General features: G+C 71.3%; 27 protein-coding genes and 1 pseudogene. 14 read left to right on the top strand and 14 right to left on the bottom strand.

Going from position 1 to position 26,246, the window contains the following annotated elements:
* Positions 1-2: 2 nt before the first annotated feature.
* Positions 3-224 (bottom strand): hypothetical protein, encoded by a 222-nt coding sequence (locus H0S67_RS03750; protein ID WP_180935498.1) that lies wholly within the window; start codon positions 222-224, stop codon positions 3-5.
* Positions 225-326: 102 nt separating this feature from the next.
* Entirely contained in the window at positions 327-1,511 is a 1,185-nt protein-coding gene (locus H0S67_RS03745; protein WP_180935497.1) for a saccharopine dehydrogenase family protein, read from the bottom strand.
* 87 nt (positions 1,512-1,598) lie between these two features.
* Between H0S67_RS03745 and H0S67_RS03740 the strand changes: the two genes are divergently transcribed.
* Together H0S67_RS03740 and H0S67_RS03735 are read left to right on the top strand one after the other, a co-directional pair.
* Entirely contained in the window at positions 1,599-1,868 is a 270-nt protein-coding gene (locus H0S67_RS03740) for a DUF2277 domain-containing protein (RefSeq protein ID WP_180935496.1), read from the top strand.
* Positions 1,865-2,704, top strand: a complete 840-nt coding sequence (locus H0S67_RS03735) for a Sir2 family NAD-dependent protein deacetylase (RefSeq protein ID WP_180935495.1) — start codon at positions 1,865-1,867, stop codon at positions 2,702-2,704. Before H0S67_RS03740 ends, H0S67_RS03735 begins: the two co-directional genes overlap by 4 nt.
* Positions 2,705-2,716: 12 nt before the next feature.
* On the opposite strand, the gene H0S67_RS03730 is transcribed toward H0S67_RS03735, so the two are convergent.
* Complete coding sequence (locus H0S67_RS03730; RefSeq protein ID WP_180935494.1) at positions 2,717-3,403, bottom strand: iron-dependent transcriptional repressor DtxR; 687 nt, start codon at positions 3,401-3,403, stop codon at positions 2,717-2,719.
* 68 nt (positions 3,404-3,471) lie between these two features.
* On the opposite strand from H0S67_RS03730, the gene H0S67_RS03725 reads away from it, so the two are divergent.
* The 3 genes from H0S67_RS03725 to H0S67_RS03715 all read left to right on the top strand — a co-directional run bounded on the left by H0S67_RS03725 (position 3,472) and on the right by H0S67_RS03715 (position 7,292).
* Positions 3,472-4,827: a cryptochrome/photolyase family protein gene (locus H0S67_RS03725; protein WP_180935493.1), complete on the top strand. Its 1,356-nt coding sequence runs from the start codon at positions 3,472-3,474 to the stop codon at positions 4,825-4,827.
* Complete coding sequence (locus H0S67_RS03720; protein WP_180935492.1) at positions 4,824-5,630, top strand: hotdog family protein; 807 nt, start codon at positions 4,824-4,826, stop codon at positions 5,628-5,630. Before H0S67_RS03725 ends, H0S67_RS03720 begins: the two co-directional genes overlap by 4 nt.
* A 75-nt stretch (positions 5,631-5,705) precedes the next feature.
* Positions 5,706-7,292 carry a glycoside hydrolase family 13 protein gene (locus H0S67_RS03715; RefSeq protein ID WP_180935491.1) on the top strand — a complete coding sequence of 529 codons (1,587 nt, stop codon included), beginning with the start codon at positions 5,706-5,708 and terminating at the stop codon, positions 7,290-7,292.
* 70 nt (positions 7,293-7,362) lie between these two features.
* Here the strand turns inward: H0S67_RS03715 and H0S67_RS03710 are convergent, their stop codons facing one another.
* From H0S67_RS03710 to pdxH, 6 genes are all read right to left on the bottom strand, one after another.
* Positions 7,363-7,824 (bottom strand): MarR family winged helix-turn-helix transcriptional regulator, encoded by a 462-nt coding sequence (locus H0S67_RS03710; RefSeq protein ID WP_180935490.1) that lies wholly within the window; start codon positions 7,822-7,824, stop codon positions 7,363-7,365.
* Complete coding sequence (locus H0S67_RS03705) at positions 7,821-9,413, bottom strand: MDR family MFS transporter (RefSeq protein WP_343050320.1); 1,593 nt, start codon at positions 9,411-9,413, stop codon at positions 7,821-7,823. Before H0S67_RS03705 ends, H0S67_RS03710 begins: the two co-directional genes overlap by 4 nt.
* Before the next feature lie 472 nt (positions 9,414-9,885).
* A complete protein-coding gene (locus H0S67_RS03700) occupies positions 9,886-11,895 on the bottom strand; it encodes an ABC transporter ATP-binding protein (RefSeq protein ID WP_281368952.1) in 2,010 nt (669 codons plus the stop codon).
* Positions 11,892-13,628, bottom strand: a complete 1,737-nt coding sequence (locus tag H0S67_RS03695) for an ABC transporter ATP-binding protein (RefSeq protein WP_180935489.1) — start codon at positions 13,626-13,628, stop codon at positions 11,892-11,894. The genes H0S67_RS03700 and H0S67_RS03695 overlap by 4 nt, the downstream gene beginning before the upstream one ends.
* Positions 13,628-14,308 (bottom strand): TetR/AcrR family transcriptional regulator, encoded by a 681-nt coding sequence (locus H0S67_RS23090; protein ID WP_219635460.1) that lies wholly within the window; start codon positions 14,306-14,308, stop codon positions 13,628-13,630. Before H0S67_RS23090 ends, H0S67_RS03695 begins: the two co-directional genes overlap by 1 nt.
* A 59-nt stretch (positions 14,309-14,367) precedes the next feature.
* Entirely contained in the window at positions 14,368-15,027 is a 660-nt protein-coding gene (gene pdxH, locus H0S67_RS03685) for a pyridoxamine 5'-phosphate oxidase (protein WP_246355095.1), read from the bottom strand.
* A gap of 181 nt (positions 15,028-15,208) precedes the next feature.
* Here pdxH and H0S67_RS03680 point away from each other — a divergent pair, with 181 nt between their 5' ends.
* Both H0S67_RS03680 and H0S67_RS03675 read left to right on the top strand, forming a co-directional pair.
* Positions 15,209-16,315 (top strand): citrate synthase 2, encoded by a 1,107-nt coding sequence (locus H0S67_RS03680; RefSeq protein ID WP_180935488.1) that lies wholly within the window; start codon positions 15,209-15,211, stop codon positions 16,313-16,315.
* Positions 16,300-16,875 (top strand): GNAT family N-acetyltransferase, encoded by a 576-nt coding sequence (locus tag H0S67_RS03675; RefSeq protein WP_219635459.1) that lies wholly within the window; start codon positions 16,300-16,302, stop codon positions 16,873-16,875. The genes H0S67_RS03680 and H0S67_RS03675 overlap by 16 nt, the downstream gene beginning before the upstream one ends.
* On the opposite strand, the gene H0S67_RS03670 is transcribed toward H0S67_RS03675, so the two are convergent.
* Positions 16,866-17,435: a VldE C-terminal domain-containing protein gene (locus H0S67_RS03670; RefSeq protein ID WP_180935487.1), complete on the bottom strand. Its 570-nt coding sequence runs from the start codon at positions 17,433-17,435 to the stop codon at positions 16,866-16,868. The genes H0S67_RS03675 and H0S67_RS03670 overlap by 10 nt on opposite strands.
* A gap of 364 nt (positions 17,436-17,799) precedes the next feature.
* Between H0S67_RS03670 and H0S67_RS03665 the strand changes: the two are divergent.
* The 5 genes and pseudogenes from H0S67_RS03665 to H0S67_RS03645 all read left to right on the top strand — a co-directional run.
* A pseudogene (locus H0S67_RS03665) lies at positions 17,800-18,741 on the top strand (integrase core domain-containing protein); the annotation flags it as partial.
* Positions 18,742-19,373: 632 nt separating this feature from the next.
* On the top strand, positions 19,374-19,628 hold the full coding sequence (locus H0S67_RS03660; RefSeq protein WP_180935486.1) for a hypothetical protein: 255 nt from the start codon (positions 19,374-19,376) through the stop codon (positions 19,626-19,628).
* Positions 19,570-20,187: a hypothetical protein gene (locus tag H0S67_RS03655; RefSeq protein ID WP_180935485.1), complete on the top strand. Its 618-nt coding sequence runs from the start codon at positions 19,570-19,572 to the stop codon at positions 20,185-20,187. The genes H0S67_RS03660 and H0S67_RS03655 overlap by 59 nt, the downstream gene beginning before the upstream one ends.
* Positions 20,178-20,606, top strand: a complete 429-nt coding sequence (locus H0S67_RS03650; RefSeq protein WP_180935484.1) for an HNH endonuclease signature motif containing protein — start codon at positions 20,178-20,180, stop codon at positions 20,604-20,606. The genes H0S67_RS03655 and H0S67_RS03650 overlap by 10 nt, the downstream gene beginning before the upstream one ends.
* A 9-nt stretch (positions 20,607-20,615) precedes the next feature.
* Positions 20,616-21,212: a class I SAM-dependent methyltransferase gene (locus H0S67_RS03645; RefSeq protein WP_180935483.1), complete on the top strand. Its 597-nt coding sequence runs from the start codon at positions 20,616-20,618 to the stop codon at positions 21,210-21,212.
* 480 nt (positions 21,213-21,692) lie between these two features.
* On the opposite strand, the gene H0S67_RS03640 is transcribed toward H0S67_RS03645, so the two are convergent.
* Together H0S67_RS03640 and H0S67_RS03635 are read right to left on the bottom strand one after the other, a co-directional pair.
* A complete protein-coding gene (locus H0S67_RS03640) occupies positions 21,693-22,211 on the bottom strand; it encodes a GNAT family N-acetyltransferase (RefSeq protein ID WP_246355094.1) in 519 nt (172 codons plus the stop codon).
* Positions 22,204-22,650, bottom strand: coding sequence for a zinc ribbon domain-containing protein (locus H0S67_RS03635; protein WP_180935482.1), 447 nt, complete (start codon positions 22,648-22,650; stop codon positions 22,204-22,206). The genes H0S67_RS03640 and H0S67_RS03635 overlap by 8 nt, the downstream gene beginning before the upstream one ends.
* Positions 22,651-22,746: 96 nt before the next feature.
* Here H0S67_RS03635 and serC point away from each other — a divergent pair, with 96 nt between their 5' ends.
* Entirely contained in the window at positions 22,747-23,877 is a 1,131-nt protein-coding gene (gene serC, locus H0S67_RS03630; protein WP_180935481.1) for a phosphoserine transaminase, read from the top strand.
* 3 nt (positions 23,878-23,880) lie between these two features.
* Here serC and H0S67_RS03625 read toward each other — a convergent pair whose 3' ends face one another.
* Positions 23,881-24,378, bottom strand: a complete 498-nt coding sequence (locus tag H0S67_RS03625) for an O-acetyl-ADP-ribose deacetylase (protein ID WP_180935480.1) — start codon at positions 24,376-24,378, stop codon at positions 23,881-23,883.
* A gap of 105 nt (positions 24,379-24,483) precedes the next feature.
* On the opposite strand from H0S67_RS03625, the gene H0S67_RS03620 reads away from it, so the two are divergent.
* Positions 24,484-25,344, top strand: a complete 861-nt coding sequence (locus H0S67_RS03620) for a GNAT family N-acetyltransferase (protein WP_180935479.1) — start codon at positions 24,484-24,486, stop codon at positions 25,342-25,344.
* On the opposite strand, the gene H0S67_RS03615 is transcribed toward H0S67_RS03620, so the two are convergent.
* Positions 25,331-26,239 carry a DNA topoisomerase IB gene (locus tag H0S67_RS03615; protein ID WP_343050489.1) on the bottom strand — a complete coding sequence of 303 codons (909 nt, stop codon included), beginning with the start codon at positions 26,237-26,239 and terminating at the stop codon, positions 25,331-25,333. The two genes, H0S67_RS03620 and H0S67_RS03615, sit on opposite strands and share 14 nt — an antisense overlap.
* Positions 26,240-26,246: the final 7 nt, after the last annotated feature.

Genomic DNA, 26,246 nt, shown 5'->3' with positions numbered 1-26,246 from the left:
GATCAGGTCTGGTGGGCGAGCAGCTCCAGCTGCACGACCACCTCACGCAATCTGGACAGTGCCTGCTCCAACGTGTCGAGCGCATCGACGGCGTCGCCCCGCAGCGACGCCGGCGCCCACTCGATCATCCCGCTGAGGGCGAGGTGTGCACGCGAGACGTCCAAGGTGGCGCTGACGAGCTGCTCCGTCACGTCGTTCTTCCCGGAGCCCGAGCCTGAAGCCATGATCCCTCCCGTTGATCTGGGACTTCCCTCCACTGCCTTCATACCGGACAAAGCCCCGGTCGGCACCTGAATGGAGGACAGACCACCCCTTGTCGGGACGGGTCAGGCGACGACCTCGAAGCGGATCCCCCTCGCCCGCAGCCGGGCGAGCAGGTTGTCGCCCATCGCCTGGGCCGTCGTGACCTGCCCCGCGGTGACCGGGTTGTCGTCGAAGGCGAGGCACATGGCGGACTCGGCGAGCATCTTCGCGGTCTCGGTGTAGCCCGGGTCGCCGCCGGACACCCGGGTGTGGACGGTCCGGCCGTCGCCCTCGCCGATGAAGTCGACGGTGAACCACGACTTCTCGCGCTTGCGCTCGTCGGGTCCCTCCCCCTGCTTGATCCGACCGAGCAGCAGGTCGCGCAGCGGCTTGACCTGGGCCGCCACGGCCAGGGTCCCCACGCCGATCGCGCCGCCCGCGGCGTACCGCAGCGTCCTGGTCCCGGCGTAGTGCGAGTAGCGGAACTTCGGGCCGTACGACGCGAGCGCCGCGCCGCTGCGAGCCACCACGAACGGGTCGATCGTGGGCATCGGCAGCAGCCACAGGCCGAGCGTGCCGTCCCGGTGGGGCTTGCCGGCGACCGCCCTCGACGAGCGACCCGCAGGCCTCGGCTCGACCCGGCGGCGCGCCGAGGACGCTTCCTTCATCTGGCGGCCACGCGACATCGCCGTCATGGCCGAGTGGAAGGTGCCGCCCGAGAACATCCCGCTGGCCCGGACGATCCCGCGCACGGTCACCGGCCCGTCCGCGTCCAGCTCCTGCACGGTGAAGAAGGCACCCAGGTCGTGCGGGATCGAGTCGAAGCCGCAGGCGTGGACGATCCGCGCACCCGAGCGCTCGGCGGTCGCGTGGTGGGCGACGTACATCCGGTCGACGAACTCGGGCTCACCGGTCAGGTCGACGTAGTCGGTGCCCGCCTCGGCACAGGCGGCCACCAGCGGCTCGCCGTAGCTCAGGTAGGGCCCGACGGTGGTGATGACCACGCGGCCCCGGGCCGCAACGTCCGCCAGCGAGGCCGGGTCGCCGACGTCGGCGTGCAGGAGCTCGAGCTCCCCGAGGGCGGGGCTGATGGTGGCCAGGTGCGAGCGCACCTTCGCCAGCTTCTCCGGGCTGCGTCCCGCGAGCGCCCACCGCATCCCGTCCGGCGCGTGCCGGGCGAGGTACTCCGCCGTCAGCTGCCCGGTGAAGCCGGTGGCCCCGAAGAGCACCAGGTCGAAGTCACGGTCTGCGTTGCGCGCGTCAGCCATGTCCGGAGGCTAGCCAAGCCGCGGGATCGGCGGAGCGGTGGCTCAGCCACCGGTCCGCCGGCGGCGTCGCGACGTACCCTGAGACGCATGTGCCGCAACATCCGTCCGCTGAACAACTTCGAGCCGCCGGCCACCCGCGACGAGGTCACGGCGGCGGCGCTCCAGTACGTCCGCAAGGTCAGCGGGACGACCAAGCCGTCCCTGGCCAACCAGGCGGTCTTCGACCAGGCGGTCCGCGAGATCGCCCACCTCACCCAGCACCTCCTCGACGACCTGGTCACCACGGCCCCGCCGAAGAACCGCGAGGTCGAGGCCGAGAAGGCGCGGGCCCGGGCCGCCGTGCGCTACGCCCGATGAGCACACTCGCCGCGGGCAGGCCTGCCACCGGCGAGGTCGACCAGGCGCTCGCGCTGCTGCGGGACCGGCCGCTGGTCGTGCTGACCGGTGCCGGCCTCTCCACCGACTCCGGCATCCCCGACTACCGGGGGCCGGGTTCCCCGGCGCGGACGCCGATGACCTACCAGGAGTTCGTCTCCGGGCCCGACGCCCGGCAGCGCTACTGGGCGCGCAGCCACCTCGGCTGGGGCCGGATGAAGGGCGCCGACCCCAACGGGGGGCACCGTGCCCTGGCCCGGCTCGACCCCGACCTGCTGATCACCCAGAACGTCGACGGCCTCCACGAGCGGGCCGGGTCCCGCGCACTGGTCGCGCTGCACGGCCGCATCGCCGAGGTGGTCTGTCTCGGCTGCCGGGCCGTCTCCTCACGGGTCACGCTGCACGAGCGGCTCACCCGCCTCAACCCCGGCTTCGCCGATCGGCACCGGTCGGCCGAGTCCCGGCCCGACGGTGACGTCGAGCTGGAGGACACCGCCGACTTCGTGGTGCCCGGCTGCGAGACGTGCGACGGCATCCTCAAGCCGCACGTCGTCTTCTTCGGCGAGAACGTCCCCCCGCCGCGGGTCCAGCGTTGCTACGCCGCCGTGGACGCGCTGGCGGACGCCGACGGGGCACTGCTCGTCGCCGGCTCGTCGCTGACCGTGATGAGCGGGCTGCGCTTCGTGCGCCGGGCGGCCAGGAACGGCACTCCGGTGGTGATCGTCAACCGGGGGGCCACGCGCGGCGACGAGCTGGCGTCGTACAAGCTCGAGGTCGGCTGCAGCGCCTTCCTGGCCCAGCTGGCTCCTCCCGCCTGACGGGCCGGGTCCTCAGAGCCGGCGCACGAAGATGTGGTCGGCCGCCTCCGGCACGACCTCGGCGGTCTCGCCGCCGGAGCCGATCAGCACGCCCTCGTCGGTCGCCACGACGGTGATCGTCTTGCCCGGCAGGGCACCGGCCCGGCGCAGGGCGCTCATCAGCGTCTCGTCCTTCTGCATCTCCTCGGAGATGCGGCGCACGATCACGCGGCCCTCGTCGCCGGAGGCCACCTTCGACAGCGGCTCCACGCCGTCCATGAAGTCCTCGCCGGGCCCGGCCTCGCCCAGCTCGTCGAGACCCGGGATCGGGTTGCCGTACGGCGACTGCGTGGGGTGGTCGAGCAGCTCGACGAGGCGGCGCTCGACGGTCTCCGACATCACGTGCTCCCAGCGGCACGCCTCCTCGTGGACCAGCTCCCAGTCGAGGCCGATCACGTCGGTGAGCAGCCGCTCGGCCAGCCGGTGCTTGCGCATCACCCGCGTGGCCAGCCGCAGCCCCTCGTCGGTGAGCTCGAGGTGCCGGTCCCCCTGGACGATGAGCAGGCCGTCGCGCTCCATCCGGGCCACGGTCTGCGAGACCGTCGGGCCGCTCTGGTGCAGGCGCTCGGCGATCCGCGCCCGCAGCGGCACGATGCCCTCCTCGGACAGCTCGTAGACGGTCCGGAGGTACATCTCGGTGGTGTCGATCAGGTCGCTCACCGGTTCATTCTTGCGCATCCCGCACCGTCTCCCCGCACCGTCGTCGGGCCGTGGCATTGTGGGGCCCGATGGCCACCGCAACTCGCGCCGTGATGTGGTTCCGCCGCGACCTGCGCCTCGGGGACAACCCGGCGCTGCTCGAGGCCGCCGCCGACGGCGACGTCCTGCCCCTCTTCGTGCTCGACCCCGCCCTGTGGGAGCCGGCCGGCCCCAGCCGACGGGCCTACCTGGGCGCGTCGCTGCGCTCGCTCGACGCGTCCCTGCGGCAGCGCCGGGCCTCGCTGTCGGTGGTCCGCGGCGACCCGGTCCGGCGCGTGGTCCAGGCTGCGCGGGAGGTCGGGGCGAGCCGCGTGCACGTCGCCGCGGACTACGGCCCCTATGGTCACCGCCGCGACCGGGAGGTCGAGGAGGCCCTCGCTCAGCACGACATCGAGCTGGTCCGCACCGGCTCGCCGTACGCCGTCGCGCCGGGGCGGGTGACCAACGGCTCCGGCGACCCCTACAAGGTCTACACACCGTTCTCGAAGGCGTGGACCGAGCACGGCTGGCGTGGCCCCGTGGACCCCCCGACCGGGGCGACCTGGCTGGCCCTGGACGAGACCACCGACCTCCCCGACCCCGACCTGCCCAGCGGCCTGGAGCTGCCAGAGGCCGGCGAGCAGACGGCGGCGCGGCGCTGGCGCGACTTCCTCGACGAGCGGGTCGGCGACTACGACGGCGACCGGGACCTGCCCGGCATCGAGGGCACCTCGCGGATGTCGGTGCACCTGAAGTGGGGCGAGATCCACCCGCGCACGATGCTCGCCGACCTCGCCCGGCTCCGGTCGAAGGGCGCGGTGACCTACCGCAAGGAGCTCGCCTGGCGGGAGTTCTACGCCGACGTGCTCTTCCACCGCCCCGAGACCGCCCGCGAGTACCTCCGCCCCGAGTTCGCGCAGATGGCCTACGACGAGCCTGGCGACCTGCTCGAGGCGTGGCGGCACGGCCGCACCGGCTTCCCGATCGTCGACGCCGGCATGCGCCAGCTGCGGGCCACCGGCTGGATGCACAACCGGGTCCGGATGATCGTGGCCAGCTTCCTGGTCAAGGACCTGCACGTGGAGTGGCAGCACGGCGCGGCCCACTTCATGCACTGGCTCGTCGACGGCGACCTGGCCTCCAACCAGCACGGCTGGCAGTGGACGGCCGGCTGCGGCACCGACGCGGCGCCGTTCTTCCGGGTGTTCAACCCCACCAGCCAGGGTCGCAAGTTCGACCCGGAGGGCGCCTACGTCCGCCGCTGGGTCGCGGAGCTGGCCGAGGTCGACGACCCGCACGAGCCCCACGACGACGTCCGGCGACGGGTGGGCTACCCCGTTGCCGTCGTCGACCACAAGGAGGAGCGCCGCGAGGCGCTGGACCGCTGGGAGAAGATCCGCCGATGACACCCCTGTCCGCCACGGCCGGCGAGCTGCTGGTCCCCCGCCGCTTCTGCGGCCCGCCGTCGTCGGGCAACGGCGGTTGGACAGCCGGTGCGCTGGCCGCCTTGATCCCCCACGACTGCCCCGAGGACCGCTCGCGCTCGTGGCCCACGATCCGGGTCGCGCTGCGCCAGCCGCCTCCGCTGGACACGCCGATGACGGTCAGCGAGGACGACGGCTCGACCGTGGCCACCTTCGGCGGGGCCGTGGTCGCGCGCGCCACCGTCGTCGAGGACCCGCCGATGACGGTCGAGCCGGTGTCGCCGGCCGAGGCGCGTGCCGCCTCCGCGACGTACCCCGGCCACACGTTCCACCCCTTCCCGACCTGCTTCGCCTGCGGCACCGACCGTGGCGAGGGCGACGGCCTGCGGATCTTCCCGGGGCGGGTGGCCGACCAGGACGGCCCCGGCCAGCAGAGCAGGGTCCGGGTCGCGGCCACCTGGTCGCCGCACCCGAGCGTCGGCGAGGACTTCCACGCCTACGCCGACGAGCTCCCGCGAGCCTCGCTGGCCACGACCTGGGCCGCGCTCGACTGCATCGGCGGCTGGGCCGGCGACCTCACCGAGCGGCTCATGGTGCTCGCCGGGATGACCGCCCGCGTCGATGCGCTCCCGGTCATCGGCGAGCAGCACGTCGTCGTCGGCCTCACCCTCGGGCAGGAGGGCCGCAAGACCTTCACCGCCTCCACGCTGTACGACGCCGACGGCCGGGTCGTCGCGTGCGCCGAGCACGTGTGGGTGGCGGTCGACCCCGCGACGTTCGCCTGACCGTCCCGGCGCCCGCCCCACATCGACCCCGCCCCAAATTGACTAGTCCCCGGATCTCTCGGAACACTTGAGCGCATGGGTTGGAACGATCAAATCGAGTGGTGGCGCCACGCGGCCATCTACCAGGTCTACGTCCGCAGCTTCGCCGACGGCGACGGTGACGGCGTGGGCGACCTGCCGGGCATCACCGCCCGCCTGCCGTACCTGCGCGACCTCGGTGTCGACGCCCTGTGGATCACGCCGTTCTACACCTCGCCGCAGAACGACCACGGGTACGACGTCGCCGACTACTGCGACGTCGACCCGCTGTTCGGGCAGCTCTCGGACGCCGATGCGCTGCTCGACCGCGCCCACGAGCTGGGCCTGAAGGTGATCGTCGACCTCGTCCCCAACCACACCTCCGACGCCCACGACTGGTTCCAGGCGGCGCTGGCCGCCGGGCCGGGCAGCCCGGAGCGCGAGCGCTACCTCTTCCGCGAGGGCCGCGGCGCCGACGGCGCCGAGCCCCCGAACAACTGGGAGTCGGTCTTCGGCGGTCCGGCGTGGACCCGCGTCGAGGACGGTGAGTGGTACCTCCACCTCTTCGACAGCACCCAGCCGGACCTGAACTGGCGCCACCCCGAGGTGGGCGACATGTTCGAGGAGGTGCTGACCTTCTGGCTCGACCGCGGGGTCGACGGCTTCCGGGTCGACGTCGCCCACGGGCTGTTCAAGGAGGCGAACCTCCGCGACCAGGTCGTGCACAGCGGCGAGGAGCGGCCGACCAACCAGCTGCCCAGCTCCATGGTCGAGCGCCGCCTGAAGGACGAGCCGATGTGGGACCAGCCCGAGGTCCACGAGGTCTACCGCCGCTGGCGCCGGATCCTGGAGAAGTACGACGGCGAGCGGATGAACGTCGCCGAGGCCTGGACCCAGACCCCGGAGTCGATGGCCAACTTCGTGCGCCCCGACGAGATGAACCAGTCCTTCAACTTCTCCTGGCTGCTCGCCGACTGGTCGGCCACCGAGTTCGCCGACGTCATCACCGGGACCCTCGCGGCCCTCGAGCCCGTGGGCGCCACCCCGACCTGGGTGCTGAGCAACCATGACGTGACCCGCCACGTGACCCGTTACGGCGGCGGCGCGCAGGGGCTGGCCCGTGCCCGCGCGGCCACGCTCGCGATGCTGGCGCTGCCCGGCTCGTCGTACCTCTACCAGGGCGAGGAGCTCGGCCTCGAGCAGGTCGACGTGGAGCCGGAGTTCCGCCAGGACCCGTCGTGGTTCCGCACCGGCGAGCCCGGTCGTGACGGCTGCCGGGTGCCGATCCCGTGGGGCGGCCAGGAGGCGCCGTTCGAGTTCGGTCCGGGCGCCGGCCACCCGTGGATCCCGCAGCCTGCGGAGTGGGCTGCTCAGACGGTCGAGGCGCAGGCCGCCGACCCCGGTTCGACGCTGGCGTTCTACCGCGCCGCTCTCGCGGCCCGGCGCGGCTTCGCCACCACGGCGGGCGACGAGGTGGAGATGCTCGACCTCGGCGCGGACGTGCTCGCGTTCCGTCGCGGGCCGGTCACCGTGGTCCTCAACTGCGGTCAGAAGCCGGTCGTCCTGCCCGCCGGCGACGTGCTGATGGCCAGCGGCCCCGTCGACGGGGAGCTGCCGGCCGACACGGCCGTGTGGCTGGCCTGACGGGGACTCATTCGTGACGAGGCGGAGGCCCGCACCCTCGGGTGCGGGCCTCCGCCTCGTCGTGTCCGGGTCAGGCGCGCTCGTCCAGCGCGGCGTTGTAGCGCCCGAGGACCTGGGCGAAGTCGCTCAGCTCCTCGTCGGTCCAGTCGCCGAGCTGCTCGTCGAGCCAGCGACGGCGGTCCTCGACGACGGCGTTGATGCGGCTCACCGCGGCCTCGCTGGCGGAGAGCAGTGACGCGCGGCCGTCGGCGGGGTCCGGGGTCCGGTCGACCAGCCCGAGCTCGACGAGGTGGCCGAGCTGACGACTGACCGCCCCCTTGTCGATGACCAGCGCGTCGGCGAGCGTGGAGGCCCGCAGCTCGCCGTGCTCCGCGAGGTAGGCGAGCATCAGGTACGACGCCGGCTGGAGGTCGGGGTGGATCGCCCGGGCCCGCTCCCACAGCACGCGGCGGATCCGGCGGATCATCACGCCGACCTCCTGCTCGAGGTCGCGCAGGGACTCGGCGCGGCGCGACTTCGTGGTGGCGTTCATCGCGAGCTCAGCTCCACCTCGGGCTCGGGGGCGAGGGCGGGGGCGGTCTCCTCCGCCCGGTCGATGGTGGTGCGCAGCGGCACCTCCCGGATGAACAGCACGCACACGAGGGCGAGCGCCGCGAACGGCATGGCGATCATGAAGATGTGGCCGGTGGCCTCGCCGAACGCCGACTCGTACAGCGCCCGGACCGGGGCCGGCAGCTCGGCGAGCTTCGGGATCGACCCGTTGCTGTGGCCGCCCTGGATGCCCATCCTGGCGAGCCCATCGGTCACCGACTGGGTGACCTGGTGGCTCAGCACCGCACCGAGCGCCGAGACGCCGATCGAGCCGCCCATCGAGCGGAAGAACGCGACGACCGAGCTGGCGGCACCCATGTCGGCCTGCGCGGTGTTGTTCTGCACGGCGAGCACGAGGTTCTGCATCGTGGCGCCCAGGCCGAGCCCAAGGACCGCCATGAAGGCGCCGACGACGACCAGGGGCGTGGTCGCGTCGATCGTGCCGAGCAGGGCCAGGCCGACGACCACGAAGACCATGCCCCCGACCAGCCAGCGCTTCCACATCCCGGTGCGGGTGATGATGCGACCGGTCACGATGCTCGAGACGAGCAGCCCGCCGACCATGGCGATCGACATCAGGCCGGCCTCGGTCGGGCTCATGCCGCGGGCGTTCTGGAAGTACTCGCTGAGGTAGACGGTGGAGCCGAACATGGCCACGCCGACCAGCACAGAGGCGGTCGTCGCGAGGCTGGTCGTGCGGTCCTTGAACAGGCGCAGCGGGATGATCGGCTCGCTGGCGACGCGGGCCTCGACGTAGATCGCCGCGGCGATGACGAGCACGCCGCTGGTCACGAGGACGGCCGTGGTGGCGGACATCCAGTCGAACTGGTTGCCGGCCAGCGAGACCCAGACCAGCAGGATCGAGACGCCCGCGACGATGAGGCTCGCCCCGAGGTAGTCGATCTTGACGTCGCGGCGCACGACCGGCAGGTGCAGCGTCTTCTGCAGCACACCGAAGGCCAGCACGGCGACGGGGATGCCGACGAAGAAGCAGCCGCGCCAGCCGAGGGCGCTGTCCACGATGACGCCGCCGATCAGCGGGCCGCTGACCGTGGCGAGGGCGAAGACCGCGCCGATGTAGCCGGAGTAGCGGCCGCGCTCGCGCGGAGTCACCATCGAGGCGATGACGACCTGGACCAGGGCGGTCAGTCCGCCGACGCCGAGGCCCTGCACGACGCGGGCGCCGATCAGCACCTCCATGTTGGGGGCGAAGGCGGCGATCAGGGAGCCGATGGTGAAGATGACCAGCGCGCTCTGCACGAGGAGCTTCTTGCTGAACAGGTCGGCGAGCTTGCCCCACAGCGGGGTGGTCGCCGTCATCGCCAGCAGGGTGGAGACCACGACCCACGTGTAGCCGGTCTGGCTGCCGTGGAGGTCGGAGACGATGCGGGGCAGGGCGTTGGTCACGACGGTGCTGGAGAGCATCGCCACGAACATGGCCAGGAGGAGGCCGCTCAGGGCCTCGAGCACCTCGCGGTGTGACATCTGGCCGGACTGCTCGGCTGCGGGTGGGACTGCCTGGGTGGTCAAGGATGCTCGTTTCACAAGAGATAGAAGGTTGCTAACGGCAACTATATTCCCCTTTGGTTGACATCGTCAACCAACGTGGCGGCCGACACACCCGGCCCCCGGCCCACGAGTCCCATGGGGGCATCCTCGGACCACGGAAATGCAGCGACCCGCAGACGTGGACCTCGATCGAGGCCCGCTCCGGTGGACGTGATGACCGGATCGTCTGCGGGTCGGGTAGCTGCGGTGGATTCGCCAGCAGTACTTCGCTGACGGTTGCTGCTAGCGGGCAGCCACCTCACGCGTCCCATAAGAAGTCATTCTTCGGACCACCTCCTTTCCGTGTGCGACCACCGTAGGCCGGGCGCTCGGGCGCTTCAAGACATTTACGACTCGTTGAGTTGGGCCTGGATTCGATGCGAGTTGGGTCTCGTTCGGGCGAACAGACCGAACGAGGCCCGGTTCGACGCCGAACGCGGCCCAACTCAACGGGTCAGGCGACCGCCTGGGCGAACTGTGCGTTGTAGAGCCGGGCGTACGGGCCGTCGGCCCCGACCAGCTCGTCGTGCGTGCCCTGCTCCACAATGGCGCCGCCCTCCATCACCAGGATCAGGTCGGCGTCGCGGATCGTGCTGAGGCGGTGCGCGATGACGAAGCTGGTGCGGTCGGTGCGCAGCGCAGCCATGGCGTGCTGGAGCAGCAGCTCGGTGCGCGTGTCGACCGAGCTGGTGGCCTCGTCGAGGATCAGCAGCGCCGGGTCGGTGAGGAACGCCCGCGCGATCGTCACCAGCTGGCGCTCCCCCGCGCTCAGGTTGCTGCCCTCCTCGTCGATCACGGTGTCGTAGCCGTCGGGCAGGGAGTGCACGAAGCGGTCCACGAACGTCGCCCGGGCGGCCTCGACGATCTCCTCCTCGGTGGCGTCGGGGCGGCCGTAGGCGATGTTGTCGCGGATCGTGCCCTCGAAGAGCCAGGTGTCCTGGAGGACCATGCCGATCTGGCCGCGCAGGGCGGAGCGCGGCATCGCGGTGATGTCGACCCCGTCCAGGGTGATCCGGCCTGCATCGACGTCGTAGAAGCGCATCACGAGGTTGACCAACGTGGTCTTGCCGGCACCGGTGGGACCCACGATCGCCACGGTCTGGCCGGGGCTGGCCACCAGGGACAGGCCGTCGATGAGTGGCTGGTCGTCGTCGTACCGGAACGCCACGTCCTCGAAGGCGACCTCGCCGCGCCGCACGGCCGGGTTGGGCGTGGCGGGCGCGTCGGTCGGCTCCTCGTCGGCGTCGAGCAGCTCGAAGACGCGCTCGGCGGAGGCCACGCCGGACTGGAGGAGGTTCATCATCGACGCGACCGTGGTCAGCGGCTGGGTGAACTGTCGGGTGTACTGGATGAAGGCCTGCACGTCACCGAGCGACAGCGATCCGCTCGCCACGCGCAGCCCGCCGATCACGGCGATCACCACGTAGTTGAGGTTCCCGATGAACATCATCGACGGCATGATCAGCCCGGAGACGAACTGCGCCCCGAAGCTGACCCTGTAGAGCTCGTCGTTCTCCTCCGCGAAGGTCTCCTCGACCTCGTGCTGGCGGCCGAAGACCTTGACCAGGGCGTGGCCGGAGAAGGTCTCCTCGATGTGAGCGTTCAGGCGTCCGGTACGGCGCCACTGGGCGACGAACATGCCCTGCGAGCGCTTCATGATCGCCCGGGTCACCAGCAGCGAGACCGGGACGGAGACCAACGCGATCAGCGCCAGCAGCGGGGAGATCCACAGCATCATCGCCAGCACCGCGATCACGGTCATCAGCGAGGTCATCAGCTGGCTCATGGTCTGCTGCAGCGTCTGGCTGACGTTGTCGATGTCGTTGGTGACGCGGCTCAGCAGCTCGCCGCGCGGGGAGCGGTCGAAGTAGCCCAGCGGCAGCCGGTTGATCTTGGCCTCGACGTCCTCGCGCATCCGGTAGACGGTGTTCTGCACGACGGTGTTGAGCACGAAGCCCTGCAGCCAGCCGAGCAGGGCGGCCGCGGCGTAGACGGCGAGCACGAGGAGCAGCACGTTGCGCACGGCCGTGAAGTCGACGCCCTGGCCCGGGACGATGTGGTCCATCGACGCGAGCATGTCGGCGAGCTTGTCCTGACCTCGGTCGCGCAGGCCCTGCACGGCCTCGGCCTGCGTGGTGCCGGCAGGCAGCTTCGAGCTGAAGAGGCCGGAGAAGACCAGGTCCGTGGCCTTGCCGAGGATCCGGGGACCGATCGACATCAGGGTGACGCTCACGACGCCGAGCAGGACGACCGCGATCGCCTTGCCGCGGTCCGGCCGCATCTGCGAGACCAGCCGGCGCGCGGACGGCCCGAAGGTCATCGCCTTCTGGCCGACCATCCCGCCGCCCATCGGGCCGCGACCCGGGCCGGGCCCAGCCTGGATCCGCTCGGTCGCTTCCAGGGCACGACCCTTGGAGCCGCCCTTGCTCTCCGGTGCGGTGACCGGTGCCGTCTCGGTGCTCATGCGGCTTCCTCGCTGCTCAGCTGGGACGTGACGATCTCCCGGTAGGTCTCGCAGCTCTCCAGCAGCTCGTCGTGGGTGCCACGGCCCACGACCATCCCGTCCTCGAGCACGAGGATCACGTCGGCGTCGATGATCGTGGACACCCGCTGGGCGACGATCACGACGGTCGCGTCGGTCGTGACCGGCTTGAGCGCCGCTCGGAGCCGGGAGTCGGTGGCCAGGTCGAGGGCCGAGAAGGAGTCGTCGAAGAGGTAGATCCCCGGCTTGCGGACCAGGGCGCGGGCGATCGCCAGTCGCTGCCGCTGTCCGCCGGAGAAGTTGGTGCCGCCCTGGGCGACGGGCGCCTCGATGCCCTCCGGCAGGGCCGCCACGAAGTCGGCAGCCTGGGCGGTCCGCAGCGCCTCCCAGATCTCGTCGTCGGTCGCCTCCGCCTTCCCGTGGCGGAGGTTGCTCGCGATGGTCCCGCTGAAGAGGTAGGCCCGTTGGGGCACCAGTCCGATCTGCGCCCAGAGCGTGTCGGGGTCGAGACGGCGTACGTCGACCCCCGCGACCGAGACGCTGCCGGACGTGACGTCGAAGAGCCGCGGCACCAGGTTGACCAGGGTGGACTTGCCGGCCCCGGTGGAGCCGATGACGGCGATCGTCTGGCCGGGACGGGCCTCGAAGGAGACGTCGCAGAGCACCGGCGACTCGGCGCCGGGATAGGAGAAGACGACGCCGTCGAGGTCGAGCCAGCCGCGCTTGGTGGTGTCCGGTGTGACCGGCTCGGCGTGCGGGACGACCGAGGTGTCGGTGTCGAAGACCTCGATGATGCGGTCGCCGCACACCGAGGAGCGCGGCACCATCATCAGCATGAAGGTCGCCATCATCACCGACATCAGGATCTGCATCAGGTAGGACAGGAACGCGGTCAGCGCACCGACCTGCATCTGCCCGTTGTCGACGCGGTGGCCGCCGAACCAGATGACGGCGACGCTCGAGACGTTCACGACGAGCATCACGAGCGGGAACATCGTCGCCATCCAGCGACCGGCCCGCACCGCCACCGCGGTGAGGTCGCCGTTGGCGGTCGCGAAGCGCTCGGTCTCGTGGGGCTCGCGGACGAACGCGCGGACCACGCGGATGCCGGTGATCTGCTCGCGCAGCACCCGGTTGACCTCGTCGATGCGGGCCTGCATCAGGCGGAAGCTCGGCACCATCCGGCTGACCACCAGCCCGACGCTGAGGAACAGCGCCGGCACCACGACCGCCAGGATCCAGCCGAGGCCCATGTCCTCGCGCAGCGCCATGATCACGCCGCCGACCATCATGATCGGCGAGGAGATCGCGATCGTGCAGGCCATCAGGACCAGCATCTGCACCTGCTGGACGTCGTTGGTGCCGCGGGTGATGAGCGAGGGCGCACCGAAGTGCTGCATCTCCCGCTGGGAGAAGCTGCCGACGCGGTGGAAGAGCGCCGTACGGACGTCGCGGCCGAAGCCCATCGCCGTACGCGCGCCGAACCAGACCGCCGCGACCGAGCAGACGATCTGCACCAGCGACACGGCGAGCATCACCATGCCGGTGTGGACGATGTAGCCCGTGTCGCCGGTGGCGACGCCGTTGTCGATGATGTCGGCATTCAGGGTCGGCAGGTAGAGCATCGCGACCACGCCGACGAACTGGAGCACCACGACCGCGGCCAGCCAGGCGCGGTAGGGGCGGAGGTTGGTGCGAAGGAGTCGGAGCAGCATCAGGAGTCCCTCCTGCGAACGCCGTCGAGCAGCAGGTTCGCGATCTGGTCAGGTGTGAGAGCCGCGGCCATCCCGAGCTCCGGGCGGCTGGCCCCGAAGATCAGGGAGCGCAGCGCGATGGCGGCGACGGACGGCTCGACGGCGAGCTCGTCGCGGTGGGGCTCGAAGAGGCCGGTGAGCCGGCGGTGCAGGTCCTCCTGCGCCTTGATGACGAACGGCGGCGGGCCGAACGCCGGCTTGCCGCCGTGCCCGGGTCGCTCCCCCTCGCCGTGGGGACCCTGCCGTTCCTTCTCGTTCTCGTGCTCGTCGTGGTCGTGGTCGTCGTGGAGGCCCATCAGGTGCTGACGGACGGCCATCATCACCGACATCGTCATCCGCATCCGGTCCAGCACCCGCTCGGTGGCGACCACGACCTGCGCCCGCAGCCCGACGACCCCGGCCAGCGCCTCGTCGAAGGCGGCCTGGCCGTCCGCGGGGTTGATGGCCTCCTCGGCCGCCGCCAGCATCAGGCTCTTCTTGTCCGGGAAGACCCGGAAGATCGTGCCCTCGGCGATGCCGGCGGCGCGGGCGATCTCGCGGGTGCTGACGTCCCCGCCCTTCTCGACGATGAGGGGCACGAGCACGTCGAGGATCGCCTTGCGGCGGTCGTCGGGAGCCATGGCGGAGGCGCGAGGTGTCACCCGGCAAGCGTAAGTGAGTGAGCGCTCACTCACAAGCGGTTTTCGAGAAGTCGGTGGCCCTACGGCGCGAGACGTTCGGTCGACCAGCCGGCGCCGGTGCGCCTGTAGACCAGCCGGTCGTGCATCCGGCCCGGCCGGCCCTGCCAGAACTCGATCGCCTCGGCGTGGACCCGGTAGCCGCCCCACTCCTCGGGGACCGGGACCTCGTCGGTGAAGCGCGCCTCGACCTCGGCGTACGCCAGGCTCAGCTCGTCGCGACCACTCACGACGCGGGACTGGTGCGAGGCCCAGGCCCCGAGCCGGGAGGCGCGTGGGCGCCGGGCGAAGTAGTCGGCCACGGCGGCCTGGTCGAGGGGTGCGGCCACGCCGTCCACGCGCACCTGACGCTCCAACGGGTGCCAGGGGAAGAGCAGCGCACAGCGGGGGTTGCCTGCCAACTCCTGGCCCTTGCGGGAGCCGGTGTTGGTGAAGAAGACGAACCCCCGCTCGTCGACGCCCTTGAGCAGCACCATCCGCGAGGAGGGCTGGAAGTCGGGGCCGACGGTCGCCACCACCATCGCGTTGGGCTCGTAGAGCTCCGCGTCGACCGCCTCCTGCATCCACCGGTCGAACATCGCGAAGGGATCCGGGGCGAGGTCGTCCTCGGTGAGCCCCGCGCGGGTGTACTCCGCGCGCAGCGAGGTCAGGTCCATCCGTCCGGTTCCGTCCACAGTGGCCATGGCCCCGACCCTAGGCGCTGCTCCCCCGGGCCGCTTCCCCGCTGCTCCCCCGTGCTGCTCCCCCATTCGTGGGACCGCGCAGGTGCGCCGAGTCCGGCACGGGTGCACAATGCCTGCGGCACGCCCGGCAATTTGGGCGCACATCGAGCACCACACATCCAGGACAGGGAGTCGCGAGCGCATGACAGAGGTACACCACGGACTCGAAGGTGTCGTTGCGTTCGAGACCGAGATCGCCGAACCCGACAAGGAGGGGTCGGCCCTCCGCTACCGCGGCGTCGACATCGAGGAGATCGTCGGGCGGGTGCCCTTCGAGAACATCTGGGGCCTGCTCATCGACGGCAGCTACGACCCCGGGCTGGCGCCCGCCGAGCCGTACAACCTGCCCGTGCACACCGGCGACGTGCGCGTCGACGTGCAGGCGGCCGTCGCGATGCTCGCCCCGGCGTTCGGCTTCGGCCAGACCTACGACATCTCCGACGAGCAGGCCCGCACGGACCTGGGCCGGGTCGCCGTCATGGTGCTGTCCTACGCCGCCCAGTCCGCACGCGGGTTGAACATGCCCGTGGTCCCGCAGACCGAGGTCGACAAGGGCCGCACCCTGGCCGAGCGGTTCATGATCCGCTGGAAGGGCGAGGCCGACCCCAAGCACGTCAAGGCCATCGACGCCTACTGGTCCTCGGCCGCCGAGCACGGCATGAACGCCTCGACGTTCACCGCGCGCGTCATCACCAGCACCGGCGCCGACGTCGCCGCCGCCTTCTCCGGAGCGATCGGGGCGATGAGCGGCCCGCTGCACGGCGGGGCGCCCTCCCGCGTGCTCGGCATGATCGAGGAGGTCGAGAAGTCCGGCGACGCCGCCGGCTACGTCAAGGGCCTGCTCGACTCCGGCGAGCGGCTGATGGGCTTCGGCCACCGCGTCTACCGCGCCGAGGACCCGCGGGCGCGGGTGCTGCGGCGTACCGCCCGCGAGCTCGACGCACCGCGCTACGAGGTCGCCGAGGCGCTCGAGAAGGCCGCGCTCAAGGAGCTGCGCGAACGCCGGCCCGACCGCGTGCTCGAGACCAATGTGGAGTTCTGGGCCGCCATCGTGCTCGACTTCGCCGAGGTGCCGGCCAACATGTTCACGTCGATGTTCACCTGTGCGCGCACCGGTGGCTGGTCGGCGCACATCCTGGAGCAGAAGCGCACCGGGCGCCTGATCCGCCCGTCCGCCGTCTACACGGGACCGTCGTCCCGCAAGGCCGACGAGGTCGACGGCTGGAAGGCCGAGTGGGCCCAGGGCTGACCCTCCCCTCGCTGCACGGCGACCGGCTGAGGCTCGAGCCGGTCGCCGACGAGCACCTCGACCTGCTCGTCGAGCTCAACGCCGACCCCGAGGTGATGAGCTTCATCCTCGGCCGTGCCGCCACGCCCGACGAGACGCGCGAGGAGTGGGCGGAGCGGCGCGGGCTTCGCACCGACGTGGAGCGCGGGCTCGGCTTCTGGGTGGGCTTCGCCGACGGCGAGTTCGTCGGCTGGTGGTCGGCCAGTGCGTTCGCTCCCGACCCGGCCCGGTCGGGGATCGGCTACCGCTTGCGTCGCTCCGCGTGGGGTGCCGGCTACGCGACCGAGGGGGCGCGGGTGATGCTCGACCACGCGTTCGCGATGCCGGGGGTGGAGGGTGTCTTCGCCTCCACGATGGCCGTCAACGTGGGCTCGCGCACGGTGCTGACCAAGCTCGGCCTGCGACATACCGACACCTGGGTGCAGGACTGGACCCGGTCCGTCGGGGGGCCGATCGCCGGGTGGGAGCAGGGCGAGGTGCTCTACGAGATGACGCGCGAGGAGTGGGCCGCTCAGCCCTGAGGCATGCGGCCGTCGTACCAGCTGGTCCGACCCTTGCCCCCCGCGCGTGTCAGCGAGATGTGCAGGTGGTCGCGGTGCCGCAGCGTCGTGCTGCACTTCTTGCGGCTCTTGCAGCTCGAGCTGAGGTAGGGCTCGGGGTCGAACTGGTTCCACGCCGAGTACATGTGGTCGTTCCAGATCACGTACATGATCCCCATCCGGCGGGCCCGTGCGTCGGTGTTGCCCTGCTTGTCGGTGGCGAACACCCAGTCCATGAACGCGTGCGCCTTCTTGCGGTCCCGCTTCCTGGTGGCGTCGAGCATCCAGTCGAACGCGCGTCCCTCCTTGTGCTCCGACGTACCCCCGCTGCTGCACGGACGCGAGATCGGCCCGAACCCGCCACCGAAGCGCTTCACCACCGTCTCGCCGAGGTACGTCGTGCCGGGCTTGGCGCGCGGCGAGCACTTGCTCTGCGGCTGGTAGTCGGCGTAGTCCTCGATCGTCGACGCCGACGCCGGTGGGGCGCTCAGCGCGATGAGGACGAGCAGGGCAAGAGCAGGGGCGATCCGGATCCGAGACACCGAACGAGGGTAGGTCGGGGACTCGTGTGTGTCAGCGGTTCTGGTGTGACTCGTGGGATCTTCGAGACACGCCGGTGGTTGATGCGGTGCTCGCCGGTGGTTGAGGTGCGAGCGTCAGCGAGCCTCGAAACCCCCGCACCCGAGGCAGGGCGTTGCTCCCTCCGGCCTGCGGGTTGGTGGGTGGTTGCGGTGCTAGGCAGCTACGCCGGGGGACGCCCGCCGGGGTTGCGGTTCCTTCCCGGCTTGCCGGCCGCGACCCGGCTTTGGTCATGTCATGTCGCAGGACATCGGTGACGGTTCTGTGTCAGGACATCGGTGACACAACGGGTGTGCTTGGTGGTGACACTTCTGGCTGTGTTGGGCGGTGCCGACCGCTAATGAGCCCGTTGATCCTCGTGTCCGTCTCGCGATCGTCCAGTGGCCCGATGACGCGCCACGCGGCGCGGTGACCACCTTCTGTGCTGGGCACGAGATCTCCCGCAAGACCTTCTACGCGATCCGCGCCAGGACCCGCACCGACGGTGCTGCGGCGGCCCTTGAGCCCCGCAGCCGACGTCCGCGGAGCAGCCCGACCAAGATCACCGATGAGGTCAAGGAACAAGCCCTCACCGTTCGTGCCGCCCTGGAGTCCTCCGGGCTGGACCACGGGCCGATCAGCGTGCACGACAAGATGCGGGCGATGGGGCTGGACCCGGTGCCGTCGGTCGCGTCGTTGGCCCGGATCTTCCGGGAGGCAGGCGTCGCCCGGCTTGAGCCGAAGAAGAGGCCCCGCTCGGCATGGCGACGGTTCGTCTATCCGGCGCCGAACGCATGCTGGCAGCTGGACGCCACCGAGTACGTGCTGACCGGCGGACGTAAGTGCGTGATCCTCCAGCTCATCGACGACCACTCCCGCTACGCGGTCGCCTCTCACGTCGCGTGGGGCGAGACATCCGAAGCGGCGATCGCGGTCTTCGACAAGGCCGTGGCCGCCCATGGCGTACCGCAACGGCTGTTGTCCGACAACGGGATCGCGCTCAACCCCTCACGACGCGGGCTCCTGGGCCAGCTCGTCGTGCACGTGATGGGACTGGGCGTGGAACCGATCACCGGCAAGCCCTACAAGCCGACCACCCAGGGCAAGAACGAACGCTTCCACCAAACGCTCTTCCGCTACCTCGACAAGCAGCCACTCGCCGACAGCCTGGCCGAACTGCAGGCCCAGGTCGACGCGTTCGACCACATCTACAACACCGAACGCCCCCACCAGGGGCTGCCCGGCCGGATCACACCCCGCATGGCCTGGGAGGCCACCGCGGTGGCCGAGGCTCCTCGCCCCACCCGTGAGCTCTTCATCCGGCCCGCCGTCGTCCGACCGGCGCCCCCACCAGTGCCCACCGACCTGCCCGACGACACCATCGTGAAGAGACTGACCAGCGCCGGCATGTTCCTGCTGGACAAGGTCCAGTACAAGGTCGACGGCCACCGCGGCTTCGAGCAGGTCCTCATCATCACCGACGGCGAGAAGATCACCGTCGCCGACCTACACGGCGAGATCCTCATCGAGCACACCCGGCCCGCACCCGGAGTGACCTACGTCGGCAACAACAAACCCCGCGGCCGACGCCCCACCACCGCCGAAGCGTCACCGAAGTCCTGACACATCAACTGTCACCGATGTCCTGATGCAGAACTGTCACCGATGTCCTGAGACATCACAACCCGGCTTTGGTCACCAGGCCACGATGCTCGAACATGTGATCGATTCGTTATCTATCTCGGTGGATACCCGCAGGTCAGCGGCCCCTGACTGTCGGTGGCCTCTGGTTGAGTGGGTCATGGAGCAGCCCACCGGTACGCCGACCACCCCCGCCGGGTCGTGCCTGTGCGGACCGGGTCTGGCCGAGCTCGACGAGACGATGTGGGTCGGCCAAGTCCTCGGAGGAGCTGGTCGAGGCGGTGGTGGTCGCCGAGAAGCTCCGCGCCCACCTCGCCGCCCTGGAAGCCGCGGTGGTGGCCGAGGTGCACGCCCGCGGGGTCGCCAAGCAGGAGTTGGCGTGGGGGTCGACCGCGGAGTGGTTCACCCACCTGGCCGGCACCCACCGCGGCACCGGCCACCAGACCATCCGGCACGCCGAGGTGCTCGTGCACGAGCGTGCGCGACCCACGCCGCGATGGTCGCGGGCCGGGTCTCGCCCGAGCAGGCGGCGGTGATCGTGGACGCGGTCGACAGGCTCCCCACCGACCCCGGGGTGCGGGCGGATGGGGAGGAGTTCCTCCTCGATGCCGCGACCCGCCTGAACGCGACCGACCTGGCCAAGGCCGCGAGCACCTGGTCGAGGTCGCCGACCCCGACGCCGCCGAACGCAAGACCGAGAAGGAGCTGGACCGGCAGGACCGGGCCGCCCACCACCACCGGTTCCTGGCGATCGTCGAGGACGGCCGCCGGCGGCGGCATCCGGCTCCGCGGCCGCGGCACCGTCGAGGACGCGCCGCGATCAAGGCCGCCCTCCTCCCGCTCACCAAGCCGCAGCCCGCGTCGACCCGGACCCGGACGGCGACCAGCGACCGACCCCGGGACCACGGCGCCCGGCTGTGGGACGCGCTGGTCGAGACCTGCCGGCACGCCCTGACCACCGACCTGCCACCCGACTGCCACGGCGCCAGGCCCCGGATCGCGGTCACCACCAGCCTCGAGGCCCTCCAGCAGAAGATCGACTGGGCCACCCTCGGCACCACCGGGCAGCGGTCACCGACGACGGGTTGGAGCTGACCCCCGCCGTCGTCCGGCGGATGGCCTGCGACGCCGACCTCATCCCCGTCGCCTCGGCACCCAGGGCGAGGTTCGACGTCGGCCGCACCAGCCGACTGGTCACCGGCGATCTGGCGGGCCCTGGTCTGCCGCGACCGCACTGCGCCTTCCCCGGCTGCACCCGACCCCCGGTGATGGGCCACGCCCACCACATCGTCCACTGGGCCGACCACGGAGAAACCAGCCTGGACAACCTGGTGCTGCTCTGCGGCCACCACCACCGCACCATCCACCACACCCCCTGGCAGGTCCGGCTCAACCCGACCGACGGCAAACCCGAGTTCCTCCCACCCCAGCGGCCCGGAGCACCACCCCACCTGGATCCGCACCAGACTGCGCGAGTGACCCGGCAACAACCGGCACCAACCGGACGGACCTAACCTGACGCCATGCCTCACGACGACCTCCGGCACGTGCGCGACCTCTGGGACGCCGAGGCGGCGACCTTTGACGAGGCGGCCGACCACGGACTGCGCGACGCCACCGTGCGCGCCGCCTGGCGCGACCTCCTGCTCGACGCCCTCCCCGCCGCGCCGGCGCGCGTGGCCGACCTCGGCTCCGGCACCGGCACCCTGTCGCTGCTGCTTGCAGAGCACGACTACACCGTCGACGGCGTCGACGTCTCGCCCGAGATGGTCCGGCTGGCGCGGAAGAAGGCAGCGGACGTCGGGGGCGTGCGGTTCGTCGAGGCGGACGCGTCCGCGCCTCCCCTGGAGCCGGGCACCTACGACGCCGTCCTGTGCCGCCACGTGCTGTGGGCGATGCCCGACCCGGCCGCAGCCCTCGGGCTCTGGGTGGACCTGCTGGCACCGGGCGGGCGACTGCTGCTGGTCGAGGGCCGGTGGTTCAACGGGGCCGGACTCTCCGCGGACCAGACCGTCGCCCTCGTCGAGCAGTTGGGGCGCCACGCCGCGCTCACGCGCCTCACGGAGGCGGTGTACTGGGGGCGGGAGATCGAGGACGAGCGCTACCTCGTGGTGAGCTGAACGACACCCTCAGCCGCGGCCGCGACGGATCCGGCGGAGCAGCGTGGAAATAGTCATCGGATCCCCCAGATGGGTGATGCGTTCTGCGCGCCCAGGGGTCCGTTGACTAGACTCCCGGGGGTCCCGGGGGCCAGCGAGACGTGAGGAGATCCGTGCACCACGACGCACCCGAGACCCCTGCCGCACCTCTCACCGGGACCCAGCGTTTCGTCCGCGTCGTCGGTCACACGCTCGTTCCGCGTCTGGTCATGCTCGGCGCGCTGCTGTGCGTGACAGGAGGCTTCACGCCGGGACACCTGGCGCGCGCCCTGGGGATCAGCGACACCGCGGCGCCGGCCCGGTCGGGCTGTGCGGCCCGCTCCGACGCCAGGTCGCACTCCTCCGGGTGTGACCGGCCCGCCGTCGCCACGGGCGTGAGCACCGGCACCGGATGGTGCCACACGGGCGCCGTTGCGGCCGGGGCCGACGTGCTTCAGTCGATCACCCACATGCCCCTGCGGGTGTGCTGGAGGTGAGCCGCTTGCCGAAGCACCGGGACAGCGGCGAGTCCCGGTAGTAGCCGAAGCCGGGCACGGGCGTGTAGCCGGACGACTCGTAGAGATCGATCGCCTCGGGCTGTCGCAGCCCGGTCTCGAGGACGAGGGCCTCGGCACCGGCCTCGGCCGCGGTGGCCTCGAGGTGGGCCAGCACCTGGCGGGCGATCCCCCTCCCCCGCGCGCCCGGCACGACGTACATCCGCTTGATCTCGGCGGTCCGATCGGTGCCGAAGACCACCACGCTGCAGCGACGCCACGCACCGGTCGCAACGGCCGTGCCCTCGGCGTACGCGACGTAGAAGCTTCCCAGCGGAGGCTCGAACATCGCGTGGTCGAGCGGGGTGTCGTCGGGGCCGCCGTAGCGTTGGACGTACTCCGCCTGGACCTCGGCGATGAGGCGCATGGCGTCGGGCTGGCCGTAGGGCACGCGACGGATCTCCAGGCGAGCGGATGCCTCAGCCAAGTGCGGACCCGCAGGCGTCGCAGAACTTCGCGGAGTCGTCGTTGCGGACGCCGCACCTGCTGCAGAACGGGCCAGTGGCGGTCGAGGCCGCCGACCCTTCGTCGGCGGTGCGCCCGACGCCGAGGATGCCCCGCCCATCGCTGAGGTACGACGCGCTGTCCTTCACCACCGGCATGGTCTCGCCCGCGCCGTAGCGCGCCGCGGCGCCGATGAACCCGGCGTTGAGACAGCCGCCGCCCACGGCGAAGAACGGCAGGGCCACGAAGAAGTACCAGAACTTCGTCGGCTGGGTGTCGAAGTCGTCGGCGTTGAAGGCGTGCACGAAGTCGGCGATCGCGAGGCCCATGAGGAGCAGCGCGGTGCCCATGAAGACGACCCCGAGCACCCGGAAGAGGGTCCGCTTGCGGGCCTGGTCGGCGTAGCCGGGGGTGGTGCTCATCTGGACTCCTCGAGAACGTGGCGCGTGGCGGGTGACACAATAAACGCCTGACAGCGTCGTCAGGAGTCACTTCCTCACCACCCCGGAAGGTTGCACATGACCGACGCCCCCGTGCTCCAGATCCCCGCCGACCTCCTGCCTGCCGACGGCCGCTTCGGGGCGGGACCCTCGAAGATCCAGACGAGCCACCTCGACGCGCTCGCCGCGACCGGCGCGTCGCTGATGGGGACGTCGCACCGTCAGGCGCCGGTGCGCAACCTGGTGGGGCGGGTGCGCGAGGGCCTGGCCGAGCTCTTCGACCTGCCGCAGGGTCACGAGGTCGTGCTCGGCAACGGTGGCGCGACGGCGTTCTGGGACGTCGCGACCTTCGGCCTGATCCGGGAGAAGAGCCAGCACCTGACCTTCGGGGAGTTCTCCTCGAAGTTCGCCAAGGCGGCGAAGGACGCCCCCTGGCTGGCCGACCCGTCGGTGATCGCCTCGGACCCGGGCTCGCGCCCGGAGGCGGCCCTCGAGGAGGGCGTCGACGCCTACGCCTGGGCGCACAACGAGACCTCCACCGCCGTGATGGCGCCCGTCCAGCGACCGGCCGGCACCACCGCGGCGGAGTCGCTGGTCCTCATCGACGCCACGTCGGGCGCCGGCGGTCTGCCCGTGGACCTCACCCAGGTCGACACCTACTACTTCGCGCCCCAGAAGTGCTTCGCGTCCGACGGCGGCCTGTGGATCGCGATCATGTCGCCGGCCGCGCTGGACCGGGCCGCCGAGATCGCCGCGAGCGACCGGCACATCCCCGCCTTCTTCGACCTGCCCACCGCGATCGACAACTCCCGCAAGAACCAGACCTACAACACCCCCGCGGTGGCCACGCTCTTCCTGATGGCCGAGCAGCTGGACTGGATGAACGCCCAGGGCGGCCTGGCCGGCATGGTCGAGCGCACCACCGCCTCGTCGGACGCGCTCTACGGCTGGGCGGAGAAGACGGCCTACACCACGCCGTACGTCGCGAACCCCGACCACCGCTCGCTGGTGATCGGCACCATCGACTTCGACGACGCGATCGACGCCGCGCAGATCGCGGCGACGCTGCGCGCCAACGGGGTCGTCGACACCGAGCCCTACCGCAAGCTGGGCCGCAACCAGCTGCGCATCGCCATGTACCCCGCGATCGACCCCGCCGACGTGGAGGCGCTCACCGCCTGCATCGACCACGTGGTCGCCAACCTCTGACGCTCAGCGCGCGATCGTGGCCGCGATCGCGTCGTACGTCGTCTGGTCCAACGCCATCATCCGGGCCTCGACCACGCGCGTCTGCGCGGCCGCCAACGTCTCCACGGCGGCCGCGATGGCGTCGTCCTTCGGCCAGCCGTAGACCCCGGCACTGACCAGCGGGAACGCGATGGTCCGTGCACCGAGCTCGTCGGCCACCTCGAGCGCCCGGGCGTAGCACGAGGTGAGCAGCGCCCTGTCGGTCTCGCCGGCGCGGTGGTTGGGGCCGACGACGTGGATCACCCATCGCGCGGGCATCTCGCCTGCGGTGGTCCATCCCGCGTCACCCGTCGCGAGCCCGTGCGGGAACCGTGCGACGCAGTCCTCCAGGATCGCCGGGCCGCCGGCCCGGTGGATCGCGCCGTCGACGCCGCCTCCCCCGCGCATCGCCCGGTTGGCGGCGTTGACGACCGCGTCGACCTGCTGGCGGGTGATGTCCCCCTGGACCACGGTGATCTCCATGCCCCCGATTGTGCCCGGGGGTGCCGACAGCCGGATCCCACGGTCGGGGGCGGGTCCCACGCTGCGGCATGGCGCGGAGGCACCCGCGCGAGCATGCTTGGTCGCATGCCCACGACCTTCGACCCCGCGTGGGGGGTGCTCGCCGAGCAGGCGGAGGCGGAGTTCATGTACCGCTTCAACCACGACGCCTCCGCGGAGGCGAGGACCGCGCTCGGGATGGACGCCGTGCGGATCGGTGGCGGGATCCTGACGATGATGAGCCGGGACCCGACCGGCGGCTACTGGAACAAGGCCGTCGGCCTCGGCCTCGGCGAGACGCTGAGGGCCGCCACCGTGGACGAGATCCTGCGGCTCGCCACCGACCGCGGCGTCCCGTCGTTGACCTTCCAGGTCGCGCCCCACGCCCACCCGGAGGGCTGGGAACGGCTCCTCGACGAGCGGGGACTGACGCCGGGTGCACCCTTCGTGAAGTACTTCGGCGCGATCCCCGACCCGGGCCCCGACCGCACCGACCTGCGGATCGCCCGCCTGGGGCCCGACGACGCGACGGAGTACGCGCGGGTGATCCGCACCGGCTTCGGCATGCCCGCCGACCCGGCCATGGAGTCGTGGTTCGCCGAGGTCCCCACGTACGACGACGACTGGGTCACCTACGGCGCCTGGTCCGGCGACGACCTGGCCGGGGTCGCCAACCTGTTCGTGTACGGCGACGTCGCCACGCTGAGCGGCGCCGCCACGCTGCCGGAGTTCCGGCGTCGCGGCGCCCAGACCGCGCTCATGACCGCCCGGATCCGTGAGGGTGCCGCCCGCGGCTGCATCTGGGTCTCGACCGAGACCTGGCCGGAGTCCCCCGGCAACCCCAATCCGTCACAGCACAACATGCAGCAGCTCGGGCTCAGCGAGCTCTACGTCCGGCAGAGCTGGGTGTTCACCCCCACCGGCCGAGGGCCGGTCACGAGTTCTTGAGCAGACGCAGGGTCGCCCGCTCCAGCGCCGCCTGGCGAGCGTCGGGGGTGTCGTAGGAGCGCCGCGTCGTCCCGACGATGGTCCGCCCCTGCTCGTAGGCCTCGACCACGCGGGGGTCGACGTACGACGAGCGGGCCAGGGCCGGCGTGTTGCCGAGGAACGTGGAGACCTCCTTCATCGCCCCCGACACCGCACGCTTGCGCGAGGCCTTGGTCTCCCCGGGCTCGTCGGTCTCGGCCAGCGCGGCGGCCGCCAGCACCGTGGCGTGCCAGGTCCGGAAGTCCTTGGCCGTGGCCTCGAGGCCGGTGCTGTCGCGGACGTACTCGTTGACCAGGGCCGGGAGCATCGACCGCCAGGACCGACCCTCCTTGTAGGAGAGCAGCCGCAGGTCCTGGCCGCGACGGCGCCGCATGATGTCGATCGCCTCGATCACCACCGCGTCGTCGATCTCGATGCGGTGGTCGACGCCGGACTTCCCGGTGAACGTGAACACCAGCCGGTCCTGGCGCCGGCGCACGTGGCGCCGCTCGAGGGTGGTGAGGCCGAAGCTGCCGTTGCTGTCGGCGTAGACGTCGTTGCCGATGCGGAAGTAGCCCAGGTCGAGCAGGCGTACGGCGGCCGCGCAGGCCCGCTCCAGCGGCATCCCCTCACGCCCGAGGTCGGCCAGCACCAGCTCGCGGGCCCTCGTCAGCGCCCTGCCGAACTCGAGCATCCGGTCGAACTTCTCCGCGTCCCGCCGGGCCCGCCAGTCGGGGTGGTAGAGGTACTGCCGTCGGCCGGCGTCGTCGGTGCCGACCGCCTGCAGGTGGCCGTTCGGCCAGGGGCAGACCCAGACCTCGTCCCAGGCAGGCGGGATCACCAGGTCGCGGACCCGCTGCGCGGCGTCCTCCGGCAGCCGGTCG

The sequence above is a fragment of the Nocardioides ungokensis genome (assembly GCF_013466985.1).
GTDB classification, from domain to species: Bacteria; Actinomycetota; Actinomycetes; order Propionibacteriales; family Nocardioidaceae; genus Nocardioides; species Nocardioides ungokensis.
The sequence above is the reverse complement of the archived record's forward strand: the minus strand, read 5'-3'. Positions and strand labels throughout refer to the sequence as shown.

Bases quoted from the DNA above. Each gene is read 5' to 3' on its own strand.
- H0S67_RS03750 (WP_180935498.1), bottom strand. From the start codon at position 224: ATGGCTTCAGGCTCGGGCTCCGGGAAGAACGACGTGACGGAGCAGCTC.
- H0S67_RS03635 (WP_180935482.1), bottom strand. From the start codon at position 22,650: ATGAGCACCACCCCCGGCTACGCCGACCAGGCCCGCAAGCGGACCCTC.
- H0S67_RS03740 (WP_180935496.1), top strand. From the start codon at position 1,599: ATGTGCCGCAACATCCGTCCGCTGAACAACTTCGAGCCGCCGGCCACC.
- H0S67_RS03735 (WP_180935495.1), top strand. From the start codon at position 1,865: ATGAGCACACTCGCCGCGGGCAGGCCTGCCACCGGCGAGGTCGACCAG.
- H0S67_RS03710 (WP_180935490.1), bottom strand. From the start codon at position 7,824: ATGAACGCCACCACGAAGTCGCGCCGCGCCGAGTCCCTGCGCGACCTC.
- H0S67_RS03745 (WP_180935497.1), bottom strand. From the start codon at position 1,511: ATGGCTGACGCGCGCAACGCAGACCGTGACTTCGACCTGGTGCTCTTC.
- H0S67_RS03620 (WP_180935479.1), top strand. From the start codon at position 24,484: ATGCCCACGACCTTCGACCCCGCGTGGGGGGTGCTCGCCGAGCAGGCG.
- H0S67_RS03725 (WP_180935493.1), top strand. From the start codon at position 3,472: ATGGCCACCGCAACTCGCGCCGTGATGTGGTTCCGCCGCGACCTGCGC.
- H0S67_RS03695 (WP_180935489.1), bottom strand. From the start codon at position 13,628: ATGCTGCTCCGACTCCTTCGCACCAACCTCCGCCCCTACCGCGCCTGG.
- H0S67_RS03715 (WP_180935491.1), top strand. From the start codon at position 5,706: ATGGGTTGGAACGATCAAATCGAGTGGTGGCGCCACGCGGCCATCTAC.
- H0S67_RS03700 (WP_281368952.1), bottom strand. From the start codon at position 11,895: ATGAGCACCGAGACGGCACCGGTCACCGCACCGGAGAGCAAGGGCGGC.
- H0S67_RS03625 (WP_180935480.1), bottom strand. From the start codon at position 24,378: ATGGAGATCACCGTGGTCCAGGGGGACATCACCCGCCAGCAGGTCGAC.
- pdxH (WP_246355095.1), bottom strand. From the start codon at position 15,027: ATGGCCACTGTGGACGGAACCGGACGGATGGACCTGACCTCGCTGCGC.
- H0S67_RS03680 (WP_180935488.1), top strand. From the start codon at position 15,209: ATGACAGAGGTACACCACGGACTCGAAGGTGTCGTTGCGTTCGAGACC.
- H0S67_RS03720 (WP_180935492.1), top strand. From the start codon at position 4,824: ATGACACCCCTGTCCGCCACGGCCGGCGAGCTGCTGGTCCCCCGCCGC.
- H0S67_RS03645 (WP_180935483.1), top strand. From the start codon at position 20,616: ATGCCTCACGACGACCTCCGGCACGTGCGCGACCTCTGGGACGCCGAG.
- serC (WP_180935481.1), top strand. From the start codon at position 22,747: ATGACCGACGCCCCCGTGCTCCAGATCCCCGCCGACCTCCTGCCTGCC.